This is a genomic window from Flavobacterium sp. Arc3 (assembly GCF_041431375.1).
GTDB lineage: Bacteria > Bacteroidota > Bacteroidia > Flavobacteriales > Flavobacteriaceae > Flavobacterium.
On record NZ_JASMRI010000005.1, the window covers coordinates 170,471 to 183,765 of the forward strand.

Here is a 13,295-nt window from a genome sequence, read left to right on the forward strand (position 1 = left end):
AAGCATTAAACACAATGCTAATCATTTTAATAAAGCAGACATGAATCTAGATAGAGACTTTACTTTTCAAACCATAGAACTAGCTCCTGATTACGATGGAGAAGCCATTGCTACATTAATTTCTTCAAAACACAATTTAGGTAATAGAAAGAGTGTATTGTACATACATGGTTATAACGACTATTTCTTTCACGCCCATGTGGCTGAAAAATTCAATGAAAACAACTTTGATTTTTATGCCCTTGATCTTAGAAAATACGGCCGATCACTTTTGAAACACCAGCACCCTAATTTCTGCAAAGACATTGAAGAATACTTTGAGGAAATATCAATTGCAATCCGTGAGATTCATGACCTTAGTAAAGAACCTATTTACCTGTTAGGCCATTCCACCGGGGGGTTGACAGCAAGCAGTTACATGAATAGTGGCGCTGAAAGAAACCTTATAAGCGCTCTTATTCTAAATTCACCATTTCTTGACTTTTATCAATCTAAATTTGAGAAGTTCTTCAGCTATTGGGGTTCAAAAATCATTTCGACTATTGCTCCGTATGCCAAAATTGAAGGTGCATTACCACCCGTGTATGCACAAAGTGTAAATAAAAGCTATCATGGAGAGTGGGATTATAACCTCGAATGGAAACCGATAAAAGGATTCCCTACCTATTTTAAATGGGTGGTCGCGATAAGTAGCGCACAAAAAAAACTAGCACACTCTAACATCAAAGTACCTATTCTTGTTATGCATTCTTCTAGTTCCAAAAAGATTAGTACTTTCTCAGAAGTAGCGATGTCTAGAGATACTGTATTAAATATTGAAGATATAAAAAGAGTTGGAGTCACGCTTGGCGATGAGGTAACCCTAATGCAAATAGATAATGCGCTGCATGATATATTTCTATCTCCAAAACCAGTTAGAGAAATCGCCTTTGAGAAGATGTTCGCCTGGTTACTAAAAATTCGATAAATAAATTTTTTTATAGTCCCGAATAAGAAAATTTGAATTACTTATTTATAAAAACCCCACCTATAAATTCCCAATTATACGTCTTACATATTCCATTATCAGAAAAACCCATGTAATCAATGATTATCTAGGAATCGCAGAAACATTAGAACTTGAAGTGTAAAAACTACTTGATACTTTCTTCTGTGAGTGCAAAGAGGATATTGAGAAACCAGGACTAATGGATCGCTTCAATAATTTTGTAAATTATTATTAAATAGGACAGTATAGAGTCTATTTCACTGAGAGATCAGAAAATACCAAAATCTTGGAAATATAAACGAATTCAAAATTTAAAATAAAACTCCGAACTATTAAGGGGCTAAACTAAGACATTAGTATTTAGCTGTCAATTATTAATAGATTCCGACTTGCAAATAAAAAACACAATCATAAAAAACAATAGCGACAAATATTAAACCCTATAATTATAATCAGTTACGGTTTAGTTCAAAGCAGGAAAAATGACAGATTCCCTATCCAATAGAGGAAGTTGTTTTAAATACAATGAAAAACAAATTGCAACATATCTCGTTAAAATTGTTGAAAACGAGGTATTCGTAGGCATTTTAGAATAAATATGTACCTTTGATAATATAACTTTCAAAATGACAAAAACAGCCTTTTTTGACGCTAGTGAATTAATTGATGTTCAAAACGGACAAGATCCAAATAGTGAAATATTTCAATCAGAAAGCCATCCAAAAGAATTATTATATTCAAACAGAATGTATACTAAACTAATGGAGTTTGAACCAAATGCTTCTGAGGCAGTTCAAATTGCGGCAAAAGCACAACACATCTGCCGTTGGAAAATCGCGCGAGACTCCTACCCGATGGATCGTGTGGGTTATTTAACATGGAGGGGAGATTTGAAAAAATTTCATGCTCAAACTACAGCTGCAATTTTAGAAAAAGTAGGATACGATGAGGATTTTATCGCCAGAGTTTCCTTCTTGATTGAAAAAAAGCAACTTAAAAAAGACGAAGAAACCCAATTGCTGGAAGATGTGATTTGTTTAGTTTTCATGGACTATTACTTAGAGCCTTTTGTTGAAAAACACGATGCTGAAAAACTAAAAAATATCATTCTTAAAACTTGGAATAAAATGTCTGAAAAAGGACATCAGCAAGCCTTAAAAATCAGCTATTCTGCTACAAACCTTCAACTGATAAAAGAGGCCATTGGATTGTAATACTAATTAAGCATTCATTATTATACAAGAAAGTAGAGACTATAGAATTAATATAGCTAGTATAATTTGCTTTCATTATGAAAAACAAAATTAAGCAGTCTACCGAAAATCTAAATTTCAAAAAATTAAAGGGAATGTATCTTTTCGCTTTAATTACTACTAGGGTATTGCTTAGTCAAATATTGATTCAAATTCAAACCTTGCATAATGCAGCGATGTATGCCGTAGGAGTTTCATGGGGTTACATATCGACGCAAGAATTACTGACCGATGAAGCAAAAAAAAATATAAATACCCGATAATATGAAATACAAGTGCATTATTTTTGACTGTGATGGCGTACTGGTCGACAGCGAAAAAATATCGATTGGAACAATGGTAACTATGGCAAATTCTATTGGTGTTCCCTTAAATGAAGAAAATGCAGCTGATTTATTTTTAGGAAAATCATTAAAGTTTTGTTTCGAATATATCCAAAGTCTAAGCGACAAAAAACTGCCCGATACTTTTGAAGAAGAGTTCCGAAAAAAATCATTTGCAGCCTTTAAATCTGATTTAAAACCTATTGCAGGAGTCCATGAATTAATAAACCAACTTAAAGTTCTGTTTTGTGTGGCTTCTAATGGACCTGCTGATAAAATAAGACTCAACTTAACCACCGCTAAATTAATCGATAAATTCGAAGGAAACATTTTTAGCGCTTACGACATTAACAGTTTTAAACCAGATCCTGGTCTTTATCTATATGCTGCTAAAACTATGGGGTTTGAAGTGCAAGATTGTGTTGTTATAGAAGATAGTGCCGTAGGCGTCCAAGCGGCTTTAGCAGGAGGTTTTGCAGTTTATGGTTTTGTACCACATGGCAATCAAGCACATTTACAAGGACTCGGTATTCCGCTATTTGATAGTATGGAAAAATTGATACAGCTCTTACAATAAAGGTGCGGTAAGTCCCTCGCTTATAAAGGAAAAAAATTGGATTTTGACTAAAGTGCTTATGGAAAATCAGGAAAAAGCACTAGAAATGACGTAAGTATTTTTTAAGCAGGAGCCAACATCAATCCAAATATCTTTTCAATTAAAAAATGCCAAGAGCCTAAGCTTTCAAAAACCGAATTAGTCCCACTAATACTTATTTTTTTTGTGCCTATTCCAGCCATTCACTATAGCCCTCACTTAAAACTTTTTTTTACTAAGTCGATTCAGGAGCTTCCTTCGGTCGCTCTGCCACTCCCGTAAAAAATCAGTTTTTCAGTCGGGGCTACCGCTACTGTCTGGGGCAGAATTCTCTTTAATAAAGAACAATAGCACCCTGTACCACATTTATAAAAATAAATTTCGAATAGAAAAGAATATAAAAAACTTAATAGCTACCTTTATTATCGCAAGAAGTATTCAAGATTCACAAGAACCTTGCTCCTCGAGTAACCTTAAACCGTTATTGATATTTAAAATCCAGTAATACCTTAAAAACCAAAATGTTAATCATAATGAAAATAATATTCCCTCTTTTATATATGTTTTTTTGCCCTTATATGTGCTTTTCACAAAGCGATTATCCAGAACCCGCAAAAACAAATACACGGTTGTTTTATATTCAACATAGTAACAACCATAATACATACGTCTATGACGCTAATATGAAAGGAGGAGTAATTGATTCGTCTCAACCTATTAATCAATATCAAATAGTTTATACTAAAAAAGGTATAAAAAAACCTTTATCGACCCTACAAAGGAAATTTGCTTATGGGATGATTCTGCAAGAATCGCAACCTAACTTATTCAAATTTCGTCTTGCAGCTTCAAAAAAAATATATTTCTATCTTAACAATAATGAAGATAGAGGCCCTAGAATATTTGTCACCGCAAATAAGCGCAAGATGTATTTAGACAAGATGTTTATACAACTTAAATATGGTTTTTTTGGCCTTAAGCCTAAAGCTGAATACGTGCTGTTTTATGGTAAAGATTACAATTCTGGCAAATCTATAACAGAAAAAGTTACAATGGAATAAGTCCATGTTGTTGTTTGTTTTTTCACTACAGATTCTAATTAAATATAAATTAGCAAAGTAAATACAAAAACGAAAATATCGTACAGTACTAATCTGAATAGTTAGTGCGCAAAAACCGCTTCTTTTCATACTACTTGACGGTTATCGTTCACTGCAAAATAAAAAACCTATAAACTACTTAAGAAATTTTTCTCTTTATTCCTTCGATGAATAGAAACAATAAGTATACAGGATAAGCAATAAAATTAATTTTTAATGACAGAAACCTTTGGAGATAAAGTGATTGATTTTAATCGTCATTTACAGTATTCAGATCAACTGCCGGAAAATTTTCGTGTACTTAACCCCTATCTCGATAATCCTGAAACGATGGAGGTAATGCAGCAGTTTTATACTAAATTTTACCACGATACAAATCAACGTCAATTTATTATTGGGCTCAACCCTAGCCGTCACGGAGCCGGAGTAACAGGAGTGCCATTTACGGATACCAAACGACTAGAGAGTGCTTGTGGCATCACAATGCAATCCGCACATACGCATGAAGTATCCTCTGTTTTTATGTATGATTTAATTGCTGATTATGGAGGAGCTAAAGATTTCTATAGCCAATTTTATATCAACTCACCATTTCCTTTAGCTATTGTCCGTAAAACAAAGGAAGGAAAATGGTTAAATGCTAATTACTATGACGACCCTGTTCTGTTTGAAATGGTGAAAGATTATATGATTTCGTCCTTAAAAAAACACATCAGTATGGGATTAGACACTTCGAAGGTTTTTATTTTAGGTAAGAAAAATGCAGTTTTTATTCAAAAGTTAAATAAGGAAGCTAAATTGTTTGATAGCATAAAAGTCCTTGAACATCCACGATACATCCAGCAATACAAATTCAAAGAAAAACAGATTTATATTGACAAGTATATACTAACATTGAATAACGTCGAATGAGTTCAATAAAGGCACATAACATTTATACCATAGGCCATTCTATACATAATATAGCTGAGTTTTTTAGATATACCGCACTCCTTTGACATTGATATTGTTACCGATATACGCCGATTATGTGGAAACTGAAATATTTGAAAATGCTGTTGCTGAACTGCAAAATATAGATTTAGAACAAACCACAGCTTATATGTGTTCCGAAGCAGTTTGTGGAGATGTCATCGTTCGATGGTCTCCGATTATCTAAAAGTAAAGGGTTGGAAAGTATTACATATTAACGCCGCTTGAAAAACTCAGGAACATAAATACACTTCACCGGCAATAATAATTGATGGTCAAGTATTTTATTCTGAAGAAAATTAGAGCTATAATTTAAAAATATATTTATGTAAACAAAATTTAAAATAGGCGACAAAGTAAGCTGGAACTCTGAAGCAGGGAGAGTTTCAGGAACGATTATTAAAATTCATACAAAAGATTTTGATTATAAAGGTTATACACACCATGCTAAGGAAGAAGACCCTCAATACGAAATAAAAAGTAGTAAGACGGATCATATTGCTGCCCATAAAGGGAGAGCGCTTACTAAACTCTAAAATAGATAACCTAAAAAACGAACAGAGGAATCAACGAACTGCTAAAATCACCAACACCTAAGATTTTGTGTTTCTATTAGCTCCGTCCTTTAAACTGGCTCTTGGCTATAAACGAAAATTCTATAGCCCTTTTTTTTAAAATTAAGAAACACGATAGCACGCAAAAGTTTTCTGTGCACACAAACTAAATAAACACGCAAGTTCTCACCTTAACCCCAATTATTTTATATAAACAAAAACACCTATACTTTTTATATTTCTCAAGAAAGTACTATTCTTGTAGCAGTTTTATAAAAATAAAATTCCAATCAGAAATGAATATCAAAGATTTAATAGGAACCTTCAATATTGTAGGAAGCAATCAAGACGCTGAAGAAAACAATTATAAAGGCATACTTACTTTAGCGGCTGATGCCAACAACAGAATTACAGCCAATTGGTTTATCAATAATGAACAAGTACAAAAAGGCACCGGTTTTTTTAAAGATAATATTCTGGTTATTAATTTTAATTACAAAGGAGAAAATGATAAAATCTTTAAGGGTGTAGTCGTTTATCGTTGTCTATCTAAAGATTTATTAGATGGTTTTTGGTCGGAGAAACATGGAGACCCGCTTTATCTTGGTACAGAACGTTGTTTTAGAAGCAGCGAAATTATAAATTAAAACTACTTTTTTCAAAACATTAAAAAAACTTAAATCCATATTGAGTTATTTTATTAAAAACGCATCGTTCCCTCTCTTTACAACCACTTAAAAAATGAAATAACCTTTCAATGGCTAGTCCCTTATTATGAAGGAATGAATCGTCTGTGTACCGATCAATCCTGAGTAACCACTAGATTTACATAGTCAACGAAGTTGCTGTGAAACTAAAAACGATTTAGAAATTAAGGTTCTTTAAGCCTTATTTCTAAATTTTCTCAATGCCCTAATGGTAACAATAACTACTGTCCTTTTATACTATTTTACAAAAGCATTTTGAACTTTTAAAACAAAAAAAGACAATTAAGTTTAATTCATCGTCCTACTGTATTTTATAAAAAATAAAAAATTATTTTTGGCGATTCAGAAATATTATATTTTCAAAAAAACGTCAATATGCATACAACTTTCAAAACGGTCAGCTCATCGCACATCACGATATCTGAATTAATGCTTCCCTCCCACACTAACTTTAGCGGAAAAATCCACGGTGGATATATTTTATCGCTGATGGACCAAATCGCCTTTGCTTGTGGTTCTAAATTTTGCGGGAATTATTGTGTGACTGCTTCTGTGGATACGGTGAATTTCCTAATGCCTATTGAAGTGGGTGAATTAGTAACCATGAAAGCAAGCGTGAACTACGTAGGGAATAGTTCTATGATTGTGGGCATTCGTGTCGAGTCGGAAAATATTCAAACCGGAAATGTGAATCATTGCAATTCCTCTTATTTTACGATGGTTTCTAAAGACAGTAATGGCAAAAATGCCGCTGTTCCCGGACTTATTTTAACCACCTTGAAAGAGGTGACTCGGTTTCAAAATGCCCTCAAACAAATTGCATTAAGAAAAGAAAGAGATGAACATCAAAGTATTGCCTCCTTTGGGTCAATAGAATCAATTGTAAGTTCTAATAAATACAAAGTACAAGTCGAATTGCGTTAATCAACTTTTGCAAAACAAAAAAACCATTTAGAAATTAAGGTTCATTAAGTCTCAATGCTTAATTTTCTTAATTTCTAAATGGTTTCATAAAAGTCTTATCTATTACAAAAGTACCTACCTTAACTTTGCAGTATCTACTCGTGTTGGCGTGTCTTTTCCGCTAATTATTGTAGACGAACTAATCGCAATGGCTTTAATGATTTCGGTCATATTGTTCATGTCCAATGTTCCTATTTCATCACTCGCTTTATGATAATTGGGTTCGCTATCCATTTTAGAAGTCGAAATCGTATGTGCCGGAACGCCTTGTCTAGCTAGTGTAGCATTATCAGATCTGTAGAACAATTGTTGCTCTGGATACGGATCTGGGTGGAATTTAAACTGTGATCCTTCTAGGTTTTTCTGCAAAATTTCTCCCATATTCGATTTTTCAAAACCGGTAATATAAGCCGAGTTTTTTCCCCATTTCGATTCAGTTCCTATCATTTCAAGGTTGAACATCGCCATCACTTGCGCAGGATCTAGTTGTTTCGAAAAATATTGCGCTCCGTAACCACCCAATTCTTCGGCTACAAAAGCCGTGAAGATGATCGAGCGTTCGTTATTATTTAGTTTCTTGAAATACTCAGCCAGTACCATTACAGCCGTTGTTCCGGCTGCATCATCATTGGCACCATTATAAATTGAATCAGTAGAATCGTGTTGTTCTCCTTCTGCAGGTGAACCTACGCCAAGATGATCGTAATGTCCTGAAAATATTACATATTCGTTAGGTTTGCTTTTTCCTTTCAACATCCCAACTACATTATTTAATTTTTGAGTCGTGATTATATTGGTCACTTCAATTGTATAATGCGTTGCTTCGGTTGTTCCAAAAACAAACACTACCGTATTTTTCCCCGGAGTAGCGGCCATTTGCCCCATATGTTGAATATTGGGAAGTATCTTTCTAAAAGACTCATCGACCAAAACCAATAAGTTTTTATCGCTTTGGTAATATTCAAAAAACTTTGCTCTAACATCCTCACCCGCTCTAATGTTCACCACCGCAATAGGACTATTCTCTGTAAAAGAAACCTGAGGTTGGTACGAGAACGAAACCATCGATCCAGCATCAATAGCCTTACCGTCAATCGTTACCTCCAGACTTTTTCTTTTGGCCTCCGTCATCTCAAACTCCTGCTTGTAATCTTTGGCACCGTTCAAGGTTTGCAAGCCTATTTTCTTGAATTGAGACTCAATATAAGCCGAAGCTTTATCAATTCCTGGGGTAAAGGCTCTGCGCCCTTGCATATCATCAGCAGCAAGTACTGTCTCAATTGCGGTTACTTTTTTGACACTTATAATTTTATCGATGGACTGCGCCTGCGCCATTAAACCGGAACAAAGGACAAGACCGCTTAAAACAATTCTTTTCATATCTATATTTTTTAGTAACAATAGGTTCCACCATAAGACTGTAGAATCAAAAATCTGTTACAGTAAATATACTTTATTTACCCCTTTTTCCAAAACTAACAACTAAACAGCTCCTTTTATTGAGCTTCTTTTTTAGTTTGTTTTCACCCAAGTGTTAGTAATCTGGTTTTTGGTTTGCATCACAATTTTCATGTATTTAAACGCTTTATTTGGTTTAACCGTGCCATTAAACTCTTTGTTCTGAATATCCGTTTCCCCTAGCAGTGTGTAGGTGTCTTTTTTGCCCTCTTTTTTACCATTCGTATAGCTCACCAATATTTTAGCCTTTTCGCTTTCATTTGCCGTTGTCAACCATTTTAGTTTTAAGAATTTTTCATTAAAACAAAAACCTTCTAAATCGTATATGTCCACTTTCTTAGTAAGCGAAACCCCATCGAGTTCATACGCTGTTTCGTCCGGCAACGGAATATCCATAAAATCACATATAGTAGGAAAAATATCCACTATTGCTACTGTATTATTTTTAAAATAGTCGTTTGTCGTAGGCTTGTTCATAGCAATCCAAGTACTTCTCTCGCGGTACGATTGTCCTCCGTGGTGCTTTCCATCCGCAGGCATCCTTCCATGATCCGTAGTTACAATCACCAACCAATGTTCGCCTGTTTCTTTCTCTCTCAGTTTCACCGCATCGGCAATCAAACCTATCAGTGCATCTTCATAGGCAATGGTACTGTAAAGCTCCGGACTATCCCCATAAATATGCCCCATATCATCGCTATGTTCTAGATACACCCATGACAAATCTGGACCCGTTTCATAAATATTATTGGCCGCCTCTCTTGCAACTTCGGCATCAATTCTCTTCAAATATTTGTTCAAACTATCGTGCGGAAATCTCTTTTTGTCTAGTTCTAAACCGTCAAAATGATAATCCATTTGCATATTATTCGTCTGTGGCAATCCTTCACCCACTAATTTGGTTCTATTGTCTAACCAAGATGAATAAATAGCCGTTTTCTTGTTTGGGTAAGCATCTTTCAACACTCTAAAAATCGTTGGGTAATTGTAATTGGGTTGTGCAATCGCATTATCCAGTACATTGTGTTTGTTAGACCAAGTTCCAGTCAACATACTATTGTACCCCACAGCCGAAATGGTTGGCGTTTCAGAGTAGCCGCCTTTTCTACCACCAACATACGCCTCCGAAAAAGCTCCCGTTTTGGTCATCGCATCAATAGAGCTCGTATTGGCTTTATAGAATTGGTCCGTAGCAATGCCATCTACTAAGATCATCACCACTTTATTTACCCCTTTATCAATTTTAGCCCCTTGCGCATGCAAAGAGATAGATAGCATTACAACCAAGCCAACAATTACTTTTTTCATTATTCTGTGTCTTAAAATTTATAGGTCACTCCCATAAAGCAGCGACCAATGATCAAAACGTAAAAGTATTGTCTAAAAAAAATATTCCAACACCCCTTCAATTACTAAAAGTTTATAGTATGGTAAAGGAATTGTAAATCAAAAGGAATAACTAGCTACCAAGGGGCAGTTTATTTTGCAGGAGCAATACGATCGCAGTTTTGAAAAACGACCCCTCCTGCTATCCGCTAAATTCCCGCTTAATAAAAACTACGACTAAAAAACCTTAATTTTCTAAAGCGCGAGATTCCGCTCCCATCGGGGCTAGCCATTACAACTCTTTTCCATAATTATATATAATTCAGAAACGTACTGCTATTGCTCATTGCTGCAACTACAAATCGCAAACATGATGACTTATTCTTGTAATTAAGTTAACATTTGGTGCTATCGAATATTAATTATGAGAGTAAATAAGAGTACTTTTTTAGTAGGAAGAGCTGTTTTTAAAATAATATTAGTGTTGGCTAATACTTATTTTTAGTATCGTTGTAGATGGTTTAATTTTAGATTCATCAATTGTATAGGTAGCAAATGGAACATCCAACTGGAAAGACATATTTCCAATAGTACTGTTGGTACGACTTTCAATTTCACTTCCGTGCGTTTCTATAGTAGGATAGGTTTTCATTAAATCTTGATAGGTTGAGCTAACGCCAATGCCGTTTTTTGTTTTAAACTTTGGAGAACTTATCTCAATCATTCCTATATCCTCTTTATTTTCATATTTAGGAAATATAAATCCTATTTCGTCTCCATCATTATCCAGTATTGCATACCCATCAAAGGAACCTTCTCCATTGCGTTGCACGCTTTTTTTCAAGTATTTTGATTTTGGATCGATTTTATCTCCTATTTCAAAGCCCATAAAACCATTCTCTGTAATGAGGTTCGTATTGATTTCTCCATTTTGTAAATCGGCTGCAATGTAGTCTTTCGAACTCTCTTGCTCCATTTGTTCTGGAGTAGTTTCCTGTTTTTGATCTTTTTCTTTGCAAGAAGAAAATACGGTAAAAGCCATTACGAGTATAAAGAAGTTTATATTTTTCATGTTTCCTATTTTAGTATTAGTCTAGGATGATTTTTTTAAAACGGCATACAGCGTTTAGCATACCAAAGGAAGCGATTTTATATCACAGTACTTTAGGTTGCATATACAAACAATGCTTAATGCAAGACAAAAGTCTTTTGTTACTACTCATTTAACCCTTTTTTACAGGTACTGATAGCAGTTCATACTTTTATTCCTCTTTGTTTTGTTCAATCAAATGTGCCCTATTTTGATTAAAGGACAGTAAATTATCCCACAAAGCAGAGAAGATTTCTAAATCCGTATTTTCTACAGCTGTCAATGCTTTTTGAAGGGTTTGCGCAGCTGCCTTTGTAATGAAATGATATCAAAGAAACCAAATCTAAAGACTAGTTGGCATCTATTTTGTCCACTTTCATTTTTCGATCCCTATATTTTCTAAAAAGGTATTCAATAATTAAAGCCAGTAGGAATATAATGATACTGGCATAAAAAGCACTTCTTTGACTTTCCCATTGGTATTTCATTAGCGCGACAAAAACAGCCAAAAGAAGAATCAAATTGAATATAATAACGATGCCATTCCCTCCATACTCTTTTCGTAATTTAAAGTGAGAAATGAGCACAAAAATATAAATAGCAGTAAATATCGAACTAGTAATAGTAGCAATTGCGCCCAAATTAAAAAACAAGGCAAATGCAAGACCTAAGCCAGCTGTAATATAAAGACCTTCGGTTGATTTAAACCACATTTTTCTCTCAAAAAAGTCGGGTAATTCTCCGTCCTTTGCTAGTGAATAAGCAATATTTGCTCCTCCATAAATAGTAGCATTTAAAGCTGATGAAATAGAGAATAAGGCGCCTATTGTGATCAAAATAAATCCAAAATTACCTAAAAATGGTTCCGCAGCTATAGCCAAAGCATTTTCCTTTGCTTCAATAATTGCTGATAATGGAAGGTTTCCAAAGGTTACTAGAGCAATTAAAATATAGAAAATAAGCACAAATAGGATGCTTATAACAATTGCCAAAGGAATATTTTTCTTTGGGTTTTTTATATTTTCAGATGTGTTTGTAATAAGCCCAAAGCCCATATAAGAAAGAAAAAGGATAATAGAAGCATTCAGTAAACCACTGCTGTGAATAGCATTAAAACTCGGTTTTGCCATTCCCCAATTGATTGTCATAAAACCACCCAATATAAACACCAGTAAAATCGATATTTTTATGAAAACAATATAAAATTCAACTTTCCCTACAGCCTTACTCCCAAAAAAATTTAATGCTGTAAAAAACAAAATAATGATTACTTCTACTAACCCAATAGCTAGTGGCGTACTTTCGACATGTATAAAAGGAAGTAGATAACCCGCAAACCCTTTAACAAAAAGGGATATAGATATGACATAGGACAACCACATCAATATGCTTAAAGTACCTGTAACAATACTATCTCCAAGTCCTTTTAATATAAAGGCAATAGGACCTGCATTTGAGATGATTTTTCCACCCAATGTAGCGTAGGAATAAGCCACTGCCAAAGCATAAAGACCAGAGAGAATAAAGGCCTCTGGCAAATCATTTCCAGCAATTTTAGCGCCTAAACCAAAAATCGAAAAAATACTGGCGCCTATCATCGTGCCTACTGCCATTGATATTACTTCAACTAAACTAAGCTGCTTATTTTTTTTCATTGTGTTTTAGTGTCATTTCCAGAAAATAGAGTTCTTTATGTGGTAGCCAAAATATGTGCAAGGTCTCCCAACTTCGTTTCCACAACTTTCTTCTGACTTGTATGATTGCCTATTGCAAAGGCTACGAACTCAGGACGGTTCGCAAGCGGATAGTAGATTTCAAAATCTATTACAGTAAAAGTAGAAAAAATAAGACAGCTAAGGCCAAGAAATGGGATACTTTATACGCAAATTACTCACTTATTCTTCAAAGTAACCGCACTAGGAAACGTAACTAGTTCCGCTTTAGGAGCAGTACGATTCCAGTGTTT

General features: G+C 34.4%; 14 protein-coding genes. 10 read left to right on the forward strand and 4 right to left on the reverse strand.

All coding sequences use genetic code 11. The features are described from left to right. Positions 1-40: 40 nt before the first annotated feature. The 10 genes from QO200_RS05345 (at position 41) to QO200_RS05390 (ending at position 7,416) form a co-directional block, all read left to right on the forward strand. On the forward strand, positions 41-967 hold the full coding sequence (locus tag QO200_RS05345) for an alpha/beta hydrolase (protein ID WP_371537310.1): 927 nt from the start codon (positions 41-43) through the stop codon (positions 965-967). Positions 968-1,614: 647 nt separating this feature from the next. Continuing rightward, positions 1,615-2,202, forward strand: a complete 588-nt coding sequence (locus tag QO200_RS05350; RefSeq protein WP_371537313.1) for a DUF4202 domain-containing protein — start codon at positions 1,615-1,617, stop codon at positions 2,200-2,202. Between the two features lie 77 nt (positions 2,203-2,279). Continuing rightward, on the forward strand, positions 2,280-2,504 hold the full coding sequence (locus QO200_RS05355) for a hypothetical protein (RefSeq protein WP_371537315.1): 225 nt from the start codon (positions 2,280-2,282) through the stop codon (positions 2,502-2,504). 1 nt (position 2,505) lies between these two features. Next, positions 2,506-3,141, forward strand: coding sequence for an HAD family hydrolase (locus QO200_RS05360; protein ID WP_371537318.1), 636 nt, complete (start codon positions 2,506-2,508; stop codon positions 3,139-3,141). 551 nt (positions 3,142-3,692) lie between these two features. Continuing rightward, complete coding sequence (locus QO200_RS05365; protein ID WP_371537321.1) at positions 3,693-4,220, forward strand: DUF4833 domain-containing protein; 528 nt, start codon at positions 3,693-3,695, stop codon at positions 4,218-4,220. A 255-nt stretch (positions 4,221-4,475) separates the two neighbouring features. Then, complete coding sequence (locus QO200_RS05370) at positions 4,476-5,171, forward strand: SMUG2 DNA glycosylase family protein (RefSeq protein WP_371537323.1); 696 nt, start codon at positions 4,476-4,478, stop codon at positions 5,169-5,171. Between the two features lie 82 nt (positions 5,172-5,253). Further along, positions 5,254-5,418 (forward strand): hypothetical protein, encoded by a 165-nt coding sequence (locus tag QO200_RS05375; RefSeq protein WP_371537326.1) that lies wholly within the window; start codon positions 5,254-5,256, stop codon positions 5,416-5,418. 157 nt (positions 5,419-5,575) lie between these two features. After that, complete coding sequence (locus QO200_RS05380) at positions 5,576-5,767, forward strand: DUF2945 domain-containing protein (RefSeq protein WP_371537393.1); 192 nt, start codon at positions 5,576-5,578, stop codon at positions 5,765-5,767. A 314-nt stretch (positions 5,768-6,081) separates the two neighbouring features. Then, positions 6,082-6,432, forward strand: a complete 351-nt coding sequence (locus QO200_RS05385; RefSeq protein ID WP_371537329.1) for a hypothetical protein — start codon at positions 6,082-6,084, stop codon at positions 6,430-6,432. A gap of 435 nt (positions 6,433-6,867) precedes the next feature. After that, positions 6,868-7,416 (forward strand): acyl-CoA thioesterase, encoded by a 549-nt coding sequence (locus QO200_RS05390; protein WP_371537332.1) that lies wholly within the window; start codon positions 6,868-6,870, stop codon positions 7,414-7,416. A 114-nt stretch (positions 7,417-7,530) separates the two neighbouring features. Here QO200_RS05390 and QO200_RS05395 read toward each other — a convergent pair whose 3' ends face one another. The 4 genes from QO200_RS05395 to QO200_RS05410 all read right to left on the reverse strand — a co-directional run bounded on the left by QO200_RS05395 (position 7,531) and on the right by QO200_RS05410 (position 12,984). After that, on the reverse strand, positions 7,531-8,835 hold the full coding sequence (locus tag QO200_RS05395) for a M28 family peptidase (RefSeq protein WP_371537335.1): 1,305 nt from the start codon (positions 8,833-8,835) through the stop codon (positions 7,531-7,533). A gap of 132 nt (positions 8,836-8,967) precedes the next feature. After that, a complete protein-coding gene (locus QO200_RS05400; RefSeq protein WP_371537338.1) occupies positions 8,968-10,221 on the reverse strand; it encodes an alkaline phosphatase family protein in 1,254 nt (417 codons plus the stop codon). A 496-nt stretch (positions 10,222-10,717) separates the two neighbouring features. After that, entirely contained in the window at positions 10,718-11,311 is a 594-nt protein-coding gene (locus tag QO200_RS05405; RefSeq protein ID WP_371537341.1) for a hypothetical protein, read from the reverse strand. A 368-nt stretch (positions 11,312-11,679) separates the two neighbouring features. Next, entirely contained in the window at positions 11,680-12,984 is a 1,305-nt protein-coding gene (locus tag QO200_RS05410; protein ID WP_371537343.1) for an APC family permease, read from the reverse strand. Positions 12,985-13,295: the final 311 nt, after the last annotated feature.

Excerpts from the sequence above, each read along its gene's own strand:
- QO200_RS05345 (WP_371537310.1), top strand. The coding sequence starts at position 41 with ATGAATCTAGATAGAGACTTTACTTTTCAAACCATAGAACTAGCTCCT.
- QO200_RS05350 (WP_371537313.1), top strand. The coding sequence starts at position 1,615 with ATGACAAAAACAGCCTTTTTTGACGCTAGTGAATTAATTGATGTTCAA.
- QO200_RS05355 (WP_371537315.1), top strand. The coding sequence starts at position 2,280 with ATGAAAAACAAAATTAAGCAGTCTACCGAAAATCTAAATTTCAAAAAA.
- QO200_RS05360 (WP_371537318.1), top strand. The coding sequence starts at position 2,506 with ATGAAATACAAGTGCATTATTTTTGACTGTGATGGCGTACTGGTCGAC.
- QO200_RS05365 (WP_371537321.1), top strand. The coding sequence starts at position 3,693 with ATGAAAATAATATTCCCTCTTTTATATATGTTTTTTTGCCCTTATATG.
- QO200_RS05370 (WP_371537323.1), top strand. The coding sequence starts at position 4,476 with ATGACAGAAACCTTTGGAGATAAAGTGATTGATTTTAATCGTCATTTA.
- QO200_RS05385 (WP_371537329.1), top strand. The coding sequence starts at position 6,082 with ATGAATATCAAAGATTTAATAGGAACCTTCAATATTGTAGGAAGCAAT.
- QO200_RS05390 (WP_371537332.1), top strand. The coding sequence starts at position 6,868 with ATGCATACAACTTTCAAAACGGTCAGCTCATCGCACATCACGATATCT.
- QO200_RS05395 (WP_371537335.1), bottom strand. The coding sequence starts at position 8,835 with ATGAAAAGAATTGTTTTAAGCGGTCTTGTCCTTTGTTCCGGTTTAATG.
- QO200_RS05400 (WP_371537338.1), bottom strand. The coding sequence starts at position 10,221 with ATGAAAAAAGTAATTGTTGGCTTGGTTGTAATGCTATCTATCTCTTTG.
- QO200_RS05405 (WP_371537341.1), bottom strand. The coding sequence starts at position 11,311 with ATGAAAAATATAAACTTCTTTATACTCGTAATGGCTTTTACCGTATTT.
- QO200_RS05410 (WP_371537343.1), bottom strand. The coding sequence starts at position 12,984 with ATGAAAAAAAATAAGCAGCTTAGTTTAGTTGAAGTAATATCAATGGCA.